At 41.0% G+C, this 17,036-nt stretch carries 16 protein-coding genes; 2 read left to right on the forward strand and 14 right to left on the reverse strand.

Annotation, left to right across the window (positions count from 1 at the left end; genetic code table 11):
- Positions 1-23: 23 nt before the first annotated feature.
- The 14 genes from IRQ78_RS06375 to hemA all read right to left on the reverse strand — a co-directional run bounded on the left by IRQ78_RS06375 (position 24) and on the right by hemA (position 15,494).
- Entirely contained in the window at positions 24-524 is a 501-nt protein-coding gene (locus tag IRQ78_RS06375; RefSeq protein ID WP_166338927.1) for a hypothetical protein, read from the reverse strand.
- Entirely contained in the window at positions 524-4,099 is a 3,576-nt protein-coding gene (locus tag IRQ78_RS06380) for a PKD domain-containing protein (protein ID WP_194441630.1), read from the reverse strand. The genes IRQ78_RS06375 and IRQ78_RS06380 overlap by 1 nt, the downstream gene beginning before the upstream one ends.
- 16 nt (positions 4,100-4,115) lie before the next feature.
- Positions 4,116-5,201 carry a 23S rRNA (cytidine(2498)-2'-O)-methyltransferase RlmM gene (rlmM, locus tag IRQ78_RS06385; RefSeq protein ID WP_138602676.1) on the reverse strand — a complete coding sequence of 362 codons (1,086 nt, stop codon included), beginning with the start codon at positions 5,199-5,201 and terminating at the stop codon, positions 4,116-4,118.
- A gap of 9 nt (positions 5,202-5,210) precedes the next feature.
- Complete coding sequence (locus IRQ78_RS06390; RefSeq protein ID WP_054551639.1) at positions 5,211-5,579, reverse strand: DUF423 domain-containing protein; 369 nt, start codon at positions 5,577-5,579, stop codon at positions 5,211-5,213.
- Positions 5,576-6,220 carry an alpha/beta family hydrolase gene (locus tag IRQ78_RS06395; protein WP_194441631.1) on the reverse strand — a complete coding sequence of 215 codons (645 nt, stop codon included), beginning with the start codon at positions 6,218-6,220 and terminating at the stop codon, positions 5,576-5,578. The genes IRQ78_RS06390 and IRQ78_RS06395 overlap by 4 nt, the downstream gene beginning before the upstream one ends.
- Position 6,221: 1 nt before the next feature.
- On the reverse strand, positions 6,222-7,118 hold the full coding sequence (locus IRQ78_RS06400; protein WP_063706073.1) for a transcriptional regulator GcvA: 897 nt from the start codon (positions 7,116-7,118) through the stop codon (positions 6,222-6,224).
- A gap of 108 nt (positions 7,119-7,226) precedes the next feature.
- Entirely contained in the window at positions 7,227-8,081 is an 855-nt protein-coding gene (gene kdsA, locus IRQ78_RS06405; RefSeq protein WP_138619882.1) for a 3-deoxy-8-phosphooctulonate synthase, read from the reverse strand.
- 9 nt (positions 8,082-8,090) lie between these two features.
- Positions 8,091-9,344 carry a DUF819 family protein gene (locus IRQ78_RS06410; RefSeq protein WP_054551643.1) on the reverse strand — a complete coding sequence of 418 codons (1,254 nt, stop codon included), beginning with the start codon at positions 9,342-9,344 and terminating at the stop codon, positions 8,091-8,093.
- Between the two features lie 15 nt (positions 9,345-9,359).
- The gene (locus tag IRQ78_RS06415) at positions 9,360-10,187 is read right to left on the reverse strand and encodes a tetratricopeptide repeat protein (protein ID WP_054551644.1); all 828 of its coding nucleotides are present in this window, start codon (positions 10,185-10,187) and stop codon (positions 9,360-9,362) included.
- Positions 10,188-10,319: 132 nt separating this feature from the next.
- Entirely contained in the window at positions 10,320-10,694 is a 375-nt protein-coding gene (locus IRQ78_RS06420; RefSeq protein ID WP_054551645.1) for a SirB2 family protein, read from the reverse strand.
- 21 nt (positions 10,695-10,715) lie between these two features.
- Complete coding sequence (locus tag IRQ78_RS06425) at positions 10,716-12,254, reverse strand: response regulator (protein WP_054551646.1); 1,539 nt, start codon at positions 12,252-12,254, stop codon at positions 10,716-10,718.
- A 45-nt stretch (positions 12,255-12,299) separates the two neighbouring features.
- Positions 12,300-13,142, reverse strand: a complete 843-nt coding sequence (gene prmC, locus IRQ78_RS06430) for a peptide chain release factor N(5)-glutamine methyltransferase (RefSeq protein ID WP_194441632.1) — start codon at positions 13,140-13,142, stop codon at positions 12,300-12,302.
- A 2-nt stretch (positions 13,143-13,144) separates the two neighbouring features.
- On the reverse strand, positions 13,145-14,230 hold the full coding sequence (gene prfA / locus IRQ78_RS06435; protein WP_054551648.1) for a peptide chain release factor 1: 1,086 nt from the start codon (positions 14,228-14,230) through the stop codon (positions 13,145-13,147).
- 7 nt (positions 14,231-14,237) lie between these two features.
- Positions 14,238-15,494 carry a glutamyl-tRNA reductase gene (hemA, locus tag IRQ78_RS06440; RefSeq protein ID WP_194441633.1) on the reverse strand — a complete coding sequence of 419 codons (1,257 nt, stop codon included), beginning with the start codon at positions 15,492-15,494 and terminating at the stop codon, positions 14,238-14,240.
- 83 nt (positions 15,495-15,577) lie between these two features.
- Between hemA and lolB the strand changes: the two genes are divergently transcribed.
- Both lolB and ispE read left to right on the forward strand, forming a co-directional pair.
- Positions 15,578-16,165 (forward strand): lipoprotein insertase outer membrane protein LolB, encoded by a 588-nt coding sequence (lolB, locus tag IRQ78_RS06445; RefSeq protein ID WP_082389176.1) that lies wholly within the window; start codon positions 15,578-15,580, stop codon positions 16,163-16,165.
- Between the two features lie 2 nt (positions 16,166-16,167).
- Positions 16,168-17,034 carry a 4-(cytidine 5'-diphospho)-2-C-methyl-D-erythritol kinase gene (ispE, locus tag IRQ78_RS06450; RefSeq protein ID WP_194441634.1) on the forward strand — a complete coding sequence of 289 codons (867 nt, stop codon included), beginning with the start codon at positions 16,168-16,170 and terminating at the stop codon, positions 17,032-17,034.
- The last annotated feature ends 2 nt before the right edge of the window (positions 17,035-17,036 follow it).

Genomic DNA, 17,036 nt, shown 5'->3' on the forward strand with positions numbered 1-17,036 from the left:
ATGTTTGAAAAGCCAGTAGAAAACTATTGGCTTTTCAATACACTATAATTTAATTTAACTGGTAAAGGATCTGATAACTCGGTGCCAAAGCGAGGTTCATCAAATTGACTAATAACCACCGTAAATCTTTCTTCCCCCATATTGAGTATAAATGGGGTCCCTATCTTTGCTAGCTCTGAAATTTGTTTGTGTTTATTTTCTAATAAAACAGTGCCTGAACCTTTATTTTTAACTAAAAGTACATGTGCGTTATTCCCTAAAACAATCCTAGCTTGATGTGATTCGCGATATTCAGCCCGCCATTGCCCTCTTTGGTATAGAGTGTATATGATTGAGATCCCATCGGGTTCAACGATACGTCCCTCTTTAATTTTACAATGTTGGCAACCAATTACTGAGCCTGATTTCCAGTTTACTGGCTGCCCATCATAACTTAATCTAGATGACATATGCCATTGAGGTTCAACATCTGGTGTGCATGCAACACAACATATCAACATAAAAAATATAACCAGATACTTCACTACTTAATCCCTTGCTTTTCTCTAGCAGCTTTAATTTCATTAAGAAGTTTTAAAGGCGGCGCTTGTTCTTCAATCATTCGTTGTTGTATATGCTTCGACACGTCTTTTTGATCGCTATCTTGCTGATGAACACCGAAGCGATTGCCAGAGAACAAGGTATAAAAACGAAGTTCAATCAAACTCCACTCATCAACATCATTTAGCACTGTTACGGCGGTATCATCATTCGTATCTTGGCTTAGAGTTTCAGTCAAATCAGCATTACAATTAAAATCTACAGCAGCAGAGCCGGGATACCTTAAACCATTAGCCTCTATTATATTATTTTCGTCTATGGAACTTCCGAGTCCATGCGAATAAGACATTACAAAATTTTCAGGAGAGTCAAATGGGCTATTAGTCAAATCCGCAGTTTGTACGGCACAATTGGCATTCTCACGATAGCGACTCGAATAATAGCGATCTCCCTCATTATCCCCTATCGTCGGTAACCCTCTCAACTGATAAAGGTAATTCATAATACTCAAATGATTTGGTTTATAGTTTGTACTTTCATCACCACCATGCTCTAAACCTAAATTATGGCCAAGCTCATGCATTATCGTTGATGCTTGGTAGTTGAAGGTTAAATTTCGAGATATTTCGTTATCAAGTGATAACCCCCAATTCCCCATACTTATCATCAAATCATTACCACTTAATTCAGCAACCCCTGAAGAACCCGCACTGCCATCAATGTTTCGACTATTAGCCATTAACATATAATGAAATATCGGCTTACGTCTCATGTCAAAGTTTGCCATTTTATAATGAAATAAACTCTCAACACCTTGGTTAAAGTTATAAGGTGTATATTGTCTAAAGGTTACTTGATCACCCCCACCTAAATCATGATCTTGTACAGATATTCCCCCTGCTTGGTGGTACAAATCCCCCACATCAAAGTGAACAACAATGCCTTGCTCAGCGAACGAGCTTACCACTTTTTCCAATGCTGTTTGGTGCGGTATTATTCCCGCATCACTGCTATCCATATAATCCACTTCAATAAAGATATCTTTTTGATTAACTCTAGCTCCCCAAGCATGCAAAGGTAGTCCAGAAAAAGTTGACCCAGGGAGTTCTGAACAGTCAGGAATACCATCTTCATCACTGTCATCTTCGCAGCTAACATCATTAACACCCGCCGGTGTCGTAAATTGGCTATAGTGCCAATCAGATGATGAATTAGTATCTGTGTTATCTATATCTCTTTTAATACTTGAGCCAGTTACATTAGAAATGACAGGTGCTGATCCTGTTTGCCATTGTCCTGCCGTCAGAGGCTCAGTAGTGTCATTGCCAAATCGAACAAAATCCACAGTACTTCCCGAGTCACGCGTTAGTAATTCAACAAACCCATTCAAAAACCAATAAGGGCGAACCGTTGAGTCAATATCGCCAATAAAAGCGATAGATTTATTTTGCTCAGTTGTATCGTAAAATAATTGATCACCAAAACCACTATGAACTATGAGATATTCCTCAGGAGCAATCACTTGGTCAGGCAAATTAAAAATTGTTGCGGCCGAAATACTATTATCAGAACTGTCACGACTTTTTACTCGTACACTGTAATCAGCTAAATTAACACTACTATCGGTTCCGTTATAAAGTTCAAACCAAGGCGTGTCGTTGCTAAAACGAATAGCGACAACCTCAGTTATCTTTAAATCATTACTTCCAGTTGTAAAAGTAGAAACTACTTGGGCTAAAGCAGGTGTATCAGCAAAATTAACTAAGTCTTCGGTTAATCTTAACGCATATTCTGTTGCTTGATTAAAAGCAGCTGTAAACTCAATATTGTTAAAATATTCATTGTCATTTCCTTGTGGTCCCGTCATCTCTAATGAGTCGATTGCTAAGCAAGTTTCAAAATTATCAGCTGATAATTGCACACTTCCCTCACATACACCATTGGCGCTATTAACAACTAAACTCGATGACTTCATCACATCAGACATCGATAACATAACTCGAGCATTTACACTCACAGCAGAGGCTGCATCTTCAGGGCTTACATTTACAACAGTGGCTGCACTAGTATCTGTAATTGTCACGCTCACTGTCGCTTGGGCACTCTGAGTTCCATCCGATACAGTTACAGTAAAAGGCGCTTGCGATATGCTATTTGATGCAGGTTGATAAAGATAACGAAAAGTTGTTGCATCAACTAAAGTGATACTCGCCCCAGCTAACTGCTGAGAAAAACTAATAGTTAACTCATCCCCATCAATATCACTCGCGTCTATAGTAAATTCACTACTTTCATTAAACTCTGTAGTAATAGCAATATCAGACACTGTGGGTGGTTTATTAACATGAATGATCATAAATGTGAGGCTTGCTGAAGATATTGCTCCTTGATCATCTACCGCAGTGATCCGAAATATCACCTCGGTATTTTCAGACACTTCTGGCGCTGTGAAAGTAATAGTTTCGCCATTTTGCACAAAATCTACTGATGGTCCACTTAATTGCTGCCACTCAATATCTGCTATAACCCCGTCGCTGTCTGTAACAACCACAGAGACAGAAGCTTGCGTTAACTCAGTAATATCAGCAATCGCATCGAGGGTAATGACAGGCGCAAGATTTATGTAATTTTCAACCACAACACTAAATTCTGCAGAGCTTGTAGCTCCATCATCATCAGTTGCTGTTACTTGGAAGGTAATTTCATCATTTGTTTCTACTTCAGGGGCCGTATAATTTATTAAATTATCAGTTGCAGTAAATTCGGTAATCGGGCCTGAAGTTTGCACCCAGCTATAGCTAATAATACTACCATCACTGTCTGTTGCCGTAGCTGTTAATACTCCTTCAGCCCCTTCTTGAATATTTTGCGAACCAGTTATACTCACTGATGGAGCACTGTTTGCGCTTACATCTATAGTAAAAAGCGCCGTGCTTTGTTCACCAAAACTATCAGTAACTGTCACCGAAAAAACAAGCTGAGTTAAGGTTGCAACATTTGGTGTGGTAAAACTAATTGTGCTCGATCCATTTTCAAACTCTACATCTGGACCAGCCGTTTGCTGCCAATCATAACTAATAACCTCTCCATCAGAATCTGAGGCATTTGCACTAAGAGAAATATTGTTACTAGAAGAGGATATCTGAGGACCAGCAACCGATATTGTCGGGGCTTGATTAACATTAATAATGGTAATAGTGATACTGGTTGTAGCTGTTGCGCCTTGATTATCAGTAACGCGCAAAGAAAATGAGACATCTGTGTCAGTATCTACTGCAGGAATTGATACATTGATTTGTTGACCGTTTGCTGCAAAATCGATAGAAGGACCACCAGTTTGCTGCCAAGAAAAGTCGGCTATAGAACCATCACTATCGTTGGCTGACGCACTTAATGAAAGTGTTGCCAGCTCATTGACCTCAGTATCACCAGAAATACTTACTTGTGGCGCTTGGTTCTCAGCATTATTAGACTCTTCACTCCCTCCACCACCTCCACAAGCCGTTAAAAAAATGGAAAATAAAATACTAAGCCCAAGTAACTTTATTCTATTCTCCATTTTTAAGCCCTCGCGATTAACTGTATAAACTTTGTGGCACCTTAGTTACATTTAAATGAACCGTGACCTCTTCACGGTCATGGTATAAGTGCTTAGCTTGTAGTTCGTAACTTACGCCATATTTATCAAGCTCTTCTTTAATCATTTTTAAGCACTCGTAAACGCTATCAAAACGTTTTTTCATCGGTAGTTTAAGATTAAAAATAAGCTCTTTTGCGTAGGCGTTTACCGCCCAATCAATCATAAGGTTAGTCACTTTTGCTGGCTTTTCCACCATGTCACAGACTAACCATTGAATATTGCGCTTTTCTGGACGGTATTTAAAACCATCGACCCTAAAATGCTTAACTTGCCCTGTTTCCATCAAGTCATCGTTCATAGGACCATTATCAATTGCGCTTACAAACATACCTCGGCGCACCAATTGATATGTCCAGCCCCCTGGGCAAGCACCTAAATCAACGCCTCGCATGCCAGGTTGCATACGTTCTTCAGCTTCATGAGGTGGAATAAACACGTTAAAGGCTTCATCGAGTTTTAACGTTGAGCGGCTTGGCGCATCACTCGGCATACGTAAACGCGGGATACCCATAAAGAAAGGCGAATTATTGAATGTATATGAATAGCCAACATAAGCACTGTCGTTTGCTAAAAATAACACATGCATAACAGGTTTTTTCTCAGCAATTTCGCGTGTTACCTTCGAGCGCTTTTCAAGCGATTTTTTCAGAGGTGTAGAAATCTTTTTGCAGAACTTACTCAGCTCTTTACCTTCGTTGGTATCTGGCGTTTCTACGCGTAGGTCACCACATTCAGGAAACTCAGCGGCAGCATCAACAATAGCACTAACGCGGTCTTCAAGTGGCATGTTATCGACTAAGGCGCCAGTAAACCATTGGCGCGCAAATACCATATTCTTGAAATCGACTTTTTTGATGATTTCTTCACCGTGGCTTGCATCAAAACACTCGTAAACAACAATCCCCGTATTTGGTTTTGTTTTTACGTAACCTGCAAAGCCTTGTTCAGCAGCCTGAAAAGTAATTTCAGCAGCGGCATCATTTTCAAAACCACTGCGACAATAAATAACTACACTCGACATAGATAACCCTTAAAACTTATATCGTGCTGCTTGAACTAACAAAATAGCCCAACCAATAATAAAACAAACACCGCCAATTGGGGTGATAGGCCCAAGCCACTTCATGCCCGTTAGTGCGAGTAAATACAAACTACCGCTAAATAACACGGTACCTGCGATAAAAAAACCACCAGCCCAACTTAAGTTCATACCCCATTTAATTAAGATAGCAATTGCTATCAGTGCAAGGCCATGCACCATTTGGTATTCAGCAGCGGTTTTAAAAATTCCAATTGCGTACTCAGAAACGCGGCTTTTTAAACCATGAGCAGCAAATGCGCCAAGCATTACTGAAAGCATGCAAAATAAGCTACCAATCATTAAATAGAGTTTGATCATTGCGTATCTCCAGCCGCTAAATTCAAAATAAACTGCGCTGCATAATCTGCAGCTTGCTGTAAGTTTTCTTGCTCTGTAATGCCACTTTTTTTACGTGGTTTTAATGAGTGGTCACCATCTTTTAGAAATTTAATCTCGGGTGGGTTAACCATTTCAAGTTCAGCGAGTTCTTGCTGATCACCAAACGTATCGCGCTCACCTTGCAGCACTAAAAATGGGCATGGCATATCAACAAAATGATCTATACGCAGTTTATCGGGTTTACCCGGTGGGTGAAACGGATAGCCAAAAGCCACAACGCCAGCAATTTGAGCTTGGTCTTGCTCAGTACAAAGCATCGAAGCCATACGCCCCCCCATAGATTTACCCCCAATAAATAGCGGCAATTCTGGCTGGCGCTCGGCTAAAATTTCACTAAAGTAGGCAAGTAACTTAGGAGCACGCTCGGGTGGCCTACGCTTGCCCGTTTCTTTAGCAATTTGCATATACTGAAAATCAAACAAGGCTACATCAATCCCATGCTGACTAATCAAGTTAGCCATTGTTTGCATAAACTCAGAATCACTGCCTGCCCCTGCACCATGGGCAAATATAAACTGTGCGCGAGCTTTGCCCGTTGCACTTTTAAACCACTGTAACATGTTAATACTCTTGTTCTTGCTCTACTAAGCTCAGCATCCAGTCTTTAAAAGACACTATTTTGCCAAGCTCTGTTTGCGATTCGCGGATCACTAAATAGTATGCATTTTTACTTTCTAATGAGTGATTAAATGGAATAACTAGACGACCCGCATCAATATCAGGTTTTGCTAAAACGCTATTACCAATGGCAACCCCCTGTCCATGCACCGCGGCTTGCAATACCATTGATGAGTGACTAAAAATCGGCCCTTGGTTAACTTGTACATTACGCACACCAGCCGTTTTCATCCAGGTTTTCCAGTTTTTACGGGTGGTATCATGCAATAAGGTATGATTTGCTAAATCACTGGGTTGATTAAGTGGCTTAGGGCCCGTTAACAGCAATGGGCTACATAATGGCACTAGATATTCAGTATGCAGCTTATATGTCTGTACCCCACTCCAGTGGCCACGACCATAATAAATAGCAATATCTACATCGTCAGAAAGTGAGTTTTCATCCTGATCTTGCGCTTTAATTCGCACGTCGATTTCTGGATGTAATTCATTAAATAAACTAAGTCTGGGCACTAACCATTGAATCGCAAAACTTGGCGTTAAACTTACCGTGAGTGACCCTTTCGCACCGCGGGCAAGTAGTTTTTCTGTGGCATCAATCAGCTGAGTAAAAATTTCTTTTATATCTAAAAAGTAACCTTGCCCTTCTTCGGTTAACAGCAAAGAACGATTCTTACGTAAAAACAGCTTTAACCCTAAATGCTCTTCAAGGGTTTTAATTTGATGGCTCACCGCAGCCTGCGTTACATATAGCTCTTCTGCTGCTTTTGTAAAGCTCAAATGGCGGGCAGCGGCTTCGAAAGCTTTTAGTGCATTTAAAGGAGGTAAACGACGAGACATAAACACCAAACTTAGAATTAGTTTTTCTTATGCATCGATTATAGCGATACAAATAAAAAAAGGCGACCATGGTCGCCTTTTTCATACTTAAATACTTATATATTTAAATTATAAATCGCTTGCGCTGGTATCGAGTGGTGCAAAGCTTTTAACTAACTCATCAACCGCTTTCATTTGCGATAAATAACCTTCTAGCTTGCTTAGTGCAAGTGCACATGGGCCATCACATTTTGCTTCATTCGGATTAGGGTGCGCTTCAATAAATAAACCCGCAATACCTAATGCCATACCACTGCGAGCAAGTTCTGCAGCTTGTGCACGGCGACCATCCGCAGAGTCAGCTCGGCCTCCTGGGCGTTGTAATGCGTGCGTTGCATCAAAGATAACCGGCGCCATAGGCTTCATGTCATCCATACCAAGCATATCAACCACAAGATTGTTATAACCAAAACTAGTACCACGCTCACACAGTGCAACATTGTTGTTGCCCGCTTCATTAAACTTTTTAATGATATGACGCATTTCGTGTGGAGCTAAAAACTGTGGCTTTTTCACATTGATAATAGCGCCAGTTTTTGCCATGGCTACAACTAAGTCAGTTTGACGAGCAAGGAATGCCGGTAACTGAATTACATCAACCACTTCAGCCACAGGCGCAGCTTGATGCGGCTCATGTACGTCAGTGATCAGTGGCACATTAAAAGTAGATTTAATTTCTTCAAAGATTTTTAAACCTTCTTCCATACCAGGACCGCGGTATGAATTAATTGAAGAGCGGTTCGCTTTATCAAAAGATGCTTTAAAAACGTATGGAATGTTTAGCTTTGATGTAACTTCTACATAATGCTCCGCAATTCGCATCGCTAAATCACGTGATTCAAGTACGTTCATACCGCCAAACAATACAAATGGTTTGTCGTTGGCTAATTCAATCTCGTTAATTTTAATTAACTGGTTGTTCATTTCTATTCCTTAAGGTGCAACAGCTTGTAGCATTAATCCACAAATATAAGCCATGTAAGTACCAACACCATAGCCTAAAACAGCAAGTAAAACACCTACTGGCGCAAGTGATGGGTGGAATGCTGATGCAACAACAGGTGCTGATGCTGCGCCGCCTACATTGGCCTGAGAGCCTACCGCCATATAAAACAGTGGTGCTTTAATTAGTTTCGCCACAATAAGCATTAAGCTTGCGTGAGTAATCATCCAAATAACACCGAGTACGAAGTACATTGGTGAATCAAAAATCGCGGTAATATTCATGTGTAAGCCAATTGAAGCAACAAGAATATATAAAAAGCTTGATGCTACTTTTGACGCACCAAAAGCTTCAATATGGCGAACTTTAGTAAACGATAAACTAATACCAATTGTGGTAGAGATAACGATTAACCAGAAGAATTTACTGTTTAAACTATACTCTTGTGCCCACGGGAAGTTAGCCCCAAAAAACGGACCTAAAAAGTCAGCACAAAAATGTGCAAGGCCAGTAATACCAAAGGCAATTGCGATAATCGTCATGTAATCATTTAGAGTTGGCATGCGCGCATGCTCAGCATGATACTTTTCTACGCGCTCTTTTAAATCTTCAATTGCACGCGTATCTGCGCCTGTTTTAGCATCAATCGCCTTATGGTTTGCTGCCATTAATAACAGTACGGCCATCCATAAGTTAGCCACAATTACGTCAACAGTCACCATTGCAGAGAAGATATCGCCGCCTACTTCAAACATTTCTTTCATTGAAGCTTGGTTTGCGCCGCCACCAATCCAGCTACCGGCGATAGTCGTCATACCACGCCACACTGCGTCAGGGCCATGGCCGCCCACAGCTTCTGGGTAAACGGCGCTCATTACTAAGATAGCCAAAGGGCCACCAATAACAATACCCAAGGTACCTGTTAAAAACATGATTAATGCTTTTGGCCCAAGGTTTAGGATCGCTTTTAAATCAATACTGATGGTAAGCAATATTAAGCAAGCTGGCAGTAAATAGCGTGACGCTACAAAATATACATTCGAAGAATGACCATCAACAATCCCAAAAGTATTGAGTAATGATGGTAAAAAGTAGCAAAGCAATAATGCTGGTACATATTTATAAAATTTTTGGCAGGCAGCATTATTACTGTGCGAGGTTTTAAAAATAAACCCCAAAATAACGGCAAGCAAACCAAGTACGACTGCGTCATTGGTAATTAGCGCACTGTGGGCGTCAGTCATAAATGTTCCTTTAAATTAGTGGTGTGTATTATTGTTGTCTTCTATTTCAGCAATCTGGTGCTGAATTAATTCGATAGCGGGATCATCTGGGCACTCATTAATAAAGTACTGCAAATCATCACGCGCCATTTTTGGGCAATCTAGCTGATTAAGTAAATAGCCGCGGTCACGACGCTCATAAGGGTCATCACCAAGTAATTCCATCAGCATATCAACACAATGCAATGCATGACCAAATTTACTTTCGCTGATGAACGACCATTTTTGCTGTGCTAGATACAGCTTATAAAGCTCTTCTTCAAAAATCAGTTCAAGCGGTTCTTGCTCATCACCATTTTCTTCACAGGCATTCTCAGGTGTTATATACCAGCTCTGCTGACCTGTGCTTGGCTCAATTAAATAGCCCTCTTCATCACTCATCCCAACGTGAACGTGCACGTCTCCCTGACTAAGTGTGACCGTGGCATCAAGTTCAGCATGCTGTAATAAATGACAAAGTAAAATTGCCAGCGTGGTTTGCGTGCCACTGCGCATAGTAATGGTATAGCTAAAGCTATTTAACGTGTACTCTGGCACTTTTAAGCTTGATGAGCTAAACAGCCATTGCTGATAAAAGGTATCAAGTAACTTATCGAGACGCTCATGTGGCTCTTTTAATTCGGCGCAAAGAGCTGTTACCGTATTTTCAAGCTCATTAAGGGTGTCATAACAGGCTGTTAAATCAGCTTGTTGATCCCACTTTAATTCAGCGTCGATACAACGATAAAGCACTTTAGAAGAAAATGCGTCAAAGGCCTCATCTTGATAGGATTCATTTTGATCTTCAAACCAAGGGGTGGTCATTTATACTGCTACATCTCTTTCAAAAACGAACAGCTAGTTTACCTACTTTTGCTTTAAGTTACCAATACTGAGCGTTGAGATATAAAAAAGCGGTACGACAGCCAATGCAATCAAATACCGCTCAGAGATTTGTTATAAAAGAAGTGCTGTTTTTGCAGATGCTAAATAACCAATTACTAATAAAATAAGCGTGGTGATCGCAAGTAATACAAGCTTCGCGCTTTTTGCACTTTGCTTAGCGGCAACCACACCGAGTACAATATAAGCAACCACTAAGATTATCTTTTCTAATAACCAAGATTGTTCAAGCGGGTTAAAACCGGCCATTACAATTAATGCCACTGCAGAAATAAGTAATAAGGTGTCGATACTGTGGCTGCCGATAAACACTACTTTGTTTTTTGCCAGAACGCCCGTCTTTAAGCGAGAGAAAGAACGAACGTAGAATAAGATAATACTCAACACGGCAAATAACATGTGAGTATGTTTTACTGCTAAATAATCCATATGCCCCTAATTTTATTTTAATTAATCTGGATAACGTACAAGTACGTCTTCTATTTCTTTAATTCGCTGATTAAACACATCAATCAACTTTGGATCAAATTGTTTGCCCTGTTGCGCGTTAATTTCTTTCACAACATCGTCAAGCGACCACGGCTCTTTGTAGCAGCGCTTATGACGTAGTGCATCAAATACATCAGCTAAAGCAACGATGCGACCTGCAATAGGGATGTCTTCGCCTTTCAACCCTTTCGGGTAGCCTGAACCATCCCAACGCTCATGGTGTGACAACGCAATCACTGCGCCAGTATTAACAATGTCACGATTGGAGTCTTTTAAAATTAAATGACCTTTTTCAGCATGAAGTTGCATGATAGCCCACTCTTCATCGGTCAATGGCCCCGGCTTATTTAATATAGCGTCGGGAATACCCACTTTACCCACATCATGCAATGGCGCAGCTAAGCGAATAAGCTCTGCTTCGCGTTTTGATAGACCATAGCCCATGGCAAGTTCATAACAAATGTGCGACACACGCTTTACATGGTTACCTGTTTCTGTTGAACGTTGCTCTAACGCTTCACTGAGCCTAAATACTAACTCTTGTTGTGTTGCTTCGATTTCAGATTGTAACTGTACATTTTCATACGCCAGCTGCACATTTTGCGAAAAGATTTCAATCAAGTGACGCTGAGTGTCGGTTAAATGCTTAGGGATACCTGAAATAAACAACATGGAATTATGATTATATTCACTACTGCAATAGGCAAATAAATAGTTCTCACGATAAACAATGGTTTTTTCATTTAAAGCTTGCTGACAGGCTTGAAGCTGATCGTGACTTAACACCTCTTCAATCGCCTTGCCTTCACTGCGTTCAAACTCACCTCGGCCCGAAAACACCACTAGCTTCTTTTGGTTATCTTGCGGGTTACTCGCAACTAAACTGGTTGCATACATGGCCTGATCAACGGTTCCTAATAATGAGGTAAGTTGTTGCATCACCCCTTCAATAAAGCTTTCAAGAGAATGAGTTGAAAAGATATCACGTGAAGCTTTAATTATTTTTTCAAGGCCTTGACGAGATTGTTCTATCGACAAAATATCACGATATGAACGCAAGCTCGACATCACTACTGTGAACAGTTTTTGTGCTGTTAATTCAGTTTTTGATTTGTAGTCATTGATATCGTAATTAACGATGACTTGACGCTCTGGTGCTTGCCCAGGCTGACCAGTGCGAAGAATGATACGAATATGATTATTTTTTGCGGTTTCACGAATAAACTTGGCAACTTTAAGGCCGGCATCGTCGGTTTCCATAACCACATCGAGTAATACGATAGCCGCATCTGGATGCTCTTGAATTACTTGCTTAGCTTCTTCACCTGAATAAGCACTAATAAACTCTAAACGTTTATCTTGAAATTCAAAGTCACTCAACGCAAGCTTTGTTACGGCATGTACTTCTGGCTCGTCATCAACGACGATGACTTTCCAACTACCCTGAACCACCTCATTAACTTCGTCAAGTGCTTCATCCGAAAACAAAAAATCATCCATTCTATGGGATCCTCAAAGGCTATGTACGCACAGTGCGCTTTATTGTTATTTAGGCCATTGTGCTAACGTTACACGGTCATTACCGCCAAGATCTTTAATTGTAAGTATATGGCTATACGACATTTGTGCAAAAAATTCTTGTACCTTCACACTTTGTTTGTAGCCATGTTCAATTAAAAGATAGCCATTTGTTGCTAAATAGTCACGTGCGATAGTAATAATTTGTTTAATATCAGCCATACCGTCGTCATCTGCAACTAATGCAGAGAGCGGCTCAAAGCGAACATCGCCTTGGCTTAAATGCTCATCATCATGTTCAATATACGGAGGATTGCTCACAATTAGGTCAAACTTTTGTGTACTTACTGCACTAAACCAGTTGCTCAACGCAAAAGTGGCGTTGTTAATATTGAGTCGTTGTTTGTTCTCTTTGGCAAGCTCAACTGCATCAGCCACTCTATCAACCCCTATCACCTTCCAATTAGGCATTTCACTGGCTAATGCCAAAGCAATTGCCCCTGTGCCAGTGCCTAAATCAAGCACGTTTGCAGCCGTAGGTAGCTCAAGGCCTAAGGCATATTCTACTAACGTTTCGGTATCAGGTCTTGGGATCAGGGTTGTTGGATTAACCTTTAAAGGAAGACTCCAAAATTCACGAAAGCCAACAATATGAGCAACTGGTTCACCATTTAAACGACGCTGACATGCTTGTTCAAAATCACGTTGTTGCTGTTCGGTAAGTTGTTTTTCGGGCCAAGTAAATAAGTAACTACGAGGTTTATCAAGAATGGATAATAACAGGACTTGTGCGTCTAACTTAGCACTGTCGCTGCTAGGCGTTAATAACGCCGTTGCAGCAACAATTGCTTGTTCAATGCATTGTGGCACGATTATTCATCGCCCATCGCGGCAAGTAAGTCAGCTTGGTGTTCTTGCATTAGAGGTTCGATAACACTTCCTAAATCACCAGCAACCACTTCATTCAAACGATAAAGTGTTAAATTAATACGGTGATCGGTAATACGACCTTGCGGGTAGTTATAAGTACGAATACGCTCAGAACGGTCACCGCTACCTACTAGGTTACGACGTTCTGATGCTTCCGCCGCTTGACGCTTTTCATCTTCAGCTTGTTGTAAGCGTGCGCCAAGTACAGACATCGCTTTGGCACGGTTTTTATGCTGTGAACGCTCATCCTGACACTCTACAACCACACCCGTTGGAATGTGTGTAATACGGATTGCTGAGTCAGTTTTATTTACGTGCTGACCACCGGCACCCGATGCACGGAAGGTATCGACTTTAATATCAGCAGGGTTAATTTCAATTGCTTCCGCTTCAGGAATTTCGGCCATAACGGCTACCGTACACGCTGAGGTATGAACACGGCCTTGCGATTCTGTCTCTGGAACACGTTGTACACGGTGCGCACCTGATTCAAACTTAAGCTGACCATACACACCTTCGCCAGAGATATGCGCAATCACTTCTTTATAACCGCCGTGCTCACCTTCGTTAGTACTTACTACTTCTACTTTCCACTTTTTAGTTTCAGCGTAGCGGCTGTACATACGGAATAAGTCACCTGCGAAGATAGCAGCTTCATCACCACCAGTACCGGCACGAACCTCTAAATAGACGTTATTATTGTCTTTAGGGTCTTTTGGTAACATTAGAATTTGGATTTCATCTTCTAATGCAATAATTTGTGCTTTTGCTTCTTTGTATTCTTCTTGCGCCATTTCACGCATATCAGGATCAGAGTCTTTTAACATTTCTTCTGCTGTAGCAACATCATCTTGGGCTTGTTGGTAAGCTAAAAATGCTTTTACGATTTCTTCTAATTCTGAGTATTCTTTAGATAAGGCACGAAAGCGATTTTGGTCGCTGATCACAGAGGGGTCGCTTAGTAGCGCTTGCACTTCCTCATAACGCTCAACTAAGGTTTCTAATTTTCTATAAACAGACTCTTTCATTTAACGACTATTCCTGATCAATACCTAACATTTTCTTTAATTGGCTTAACTCCGCTGCTTCACCTTTTTTAGCAGCATCTTGAATGGCACGGGTAGGTGCGTGCATCAAGCGGTTGGTCAGTTTGTTTGCCAACTCGAGTATTACTTTTTCTGCCTCTTTACCTGCTTGTAGCTGGCCAAGGGCTTTTTCGACAAGTTCTGACTTTATATCTTGTACATCGTTGCGATAATGGCGAATAAGATCCACCGAATCGAGTGAACGCAACCACATAGCAAATTCATCGGTACGTGAGCGAATAATAGCTTGCGCTTGCTCCGCAGCCTGCTCACGAGCGGCGATATTCTCGCTTACTATGGCTTGTAAGTCATCAACTGAATACAAATAGGCTGCATCTAATTCGCCTACTTGGCTTTCGATATCGCGCGGTACCGCAATATCGATAAATAACATTGGTTTGTGGCGGCGCTTTTTCAATGCTTGCTCTACCACCCCTTTACCAATAATAGGCAAGGTACTAGCGGTTGAACTAATAACAATATCGGCGTCGTATAAACGCTCAGGCAACTGGGCAAGTGCAATCACATCCGCGTCAACCTCACTGGCTAAGGTTTTAGCGCGTTCAATAGTACGGTTTGCCACCGTTATTTTTTGCGGATCGTTTTGGTATAAATGCTTAGCAACGAGTTCTATCGTTTCACCTGCACCAATTAGCAGTACATTGGTTTTATCTAGTTTGCCGTAAATATGTTTCGCAAGATTAACCGCGGCATAAGCAACCGATACGGCGCTAGCACCAATATCAGTTTCGGTACGAACTTGTTTTGCGACAGAAAATGTTTTTTGAAACAAACGGTCAAAAGTTACACCAATGGCATCGTGAGTTTTTGCATTATGGTAGGCTTGTTTTATTTGCCCTAAAATTTGCGGCTCACCGAGTACTAACGAATCTAGACCACAAGACACTCGCATTAAATGATTAATTGCTTCGTGATCTTCATGATAATAGATATTATTGCTCAGTTCATGTTCATCCAATCCATGGAAACTGGCTAACCAGTGCAACAGGGTTTGGGAATTACGCTCAGCAAGGCTACAATAGATTTCAGTTCGGTTGCAGGTCGAAACAATAACCGCTTCATTAAAATGCGCATGACCACTTAATTGCTGTAACGCCTCAGACATTTGCTCAGGCGAAAACGCGACTTTTTCGCGTAATTCTACGGATGCGGTTTTGTGATTTATACCAAGTGCTACGATGGTCATATGTACCAAATATTGCTAAGCCCAGCTGTAAAGGCATTAATTTTACCAAAAATCAGCGGAATATGGAAAGTAAGGAACGACATTTGATTAAACAATATTTGATTTTATTCATGTTTTTTTTATTTATCGGCGGTTGTGCGCAAAAAATTTCAACAGTTGATTACATTTATCCTGACTGGAAAAGCCGATTAGAACAACAAGCTCAATGGCAAGTGCAAGGCAAAATGGCATTTATTAGTACAGAGCAGCGCCAGTCAGCCAATTTAAATTGGCAACATGATGAGCAATACAGCGACATGGTGCTTACCAGTTTTATTGGTACCCGTATTCTGTCTTTAAAGCAAAATGCACAAGGTGCTGAACTTGAGTATGACGACAATGTATATACCGACCGTGATGCCTCAATGTTGTTATATCGTTTAACCGGTTTTTCAATCCCATTAGATAATGCCGCAAAGTGGCTAAAAGGCACCGTCGAAAACGACCAAGCAAGCTATGATGAGCAAGGCCGTTTAAAAAGTCTTATTTGGCAAGCACACAATGGTCAACAGTGGCAGATAACCTATTCAGATTACATCAAACAAGATGGTTATTGGCTTCCTGTTAAGCTAAGCCTTAAAAACAATAAAATTCGTATTAAAATTCAACTTAATGATTGGCAGTTAAATTAATCATGACACACGCTTCAACCGCCCCGCTAACGTTAATAGCACCTGCAAAACTTAATTTATTCCTTCATATAAATGGTCGCCGTAAAGATGGCTACCATGAACTCGAAACCTTATTTACCTTTTTAGAATTTGGTGATGACTTAACATTTACTGTCAACAACGAGCCAAATATTACAGTAATCGGTGATACAAACGGTATTGAGCTTGCAGATAACCTTATATATAAAGCAGCCCGTTTATTACAACAGCACTGTGATTGCCAACAAGGCGCTTCAATAAAGCTATTAAAACGTTTGCCTATGGGCGGCGGTGTTGGCGGCGGCTCATCTGATGCCGCCACTACCCTGCTTGCTCTTAATAAACTATGGGGTTGTGGTTTATCACTTACAGAATTAGCTCAGCTTGGGGTGAAATTAGGCGCTGATGTACCAGTATTTATCAATGGTCACACTGCCATTGCCCATGGGATTGGCGAGCAACTAGAAAATATTGAATTACCGCAAAGTTGGTTCTGTGTAGTGCATCCAGGGCAGCATGTGAGCACTGCGAAAATTTTTACCCACCCAGATTTAAAGCGCGACACACCTAAGCTAAAAGCAGACTGGCAAACAGAAAATTTAGGCAATGATTGTGAGGCTTTAGTTAAAAAGCTCTGCCCCGAGGTTGAAAAAGCCCTGCAGTGGTTGCTAAAATACGCCCCGTCAAAGATGACTGGTACAGGCGCTTGCTGCTTTGCTGAGTTTTCAACCGAGGCACAAGCACAACAAGTTTTAGCTCAATTACCAGAAAAATGGACAGGTTTTGTTGCAAGTAGTGCTACACTTTCTCCTGCTCATACAGCATTAAATGCTCACTTTGAAATGAAGTAACG

The sequence above is a fragment of the Pseudoalteromonas simplex genome (assembly GCF_015278155.1).
Taxonomy (GTDB): Bacteria; Pseudomonadota; Gammaproteobacteria; order Enterobacterales; family Alteromonadaceae; genus Pseudoalteromonas; species Pseudoalteromonas simplex.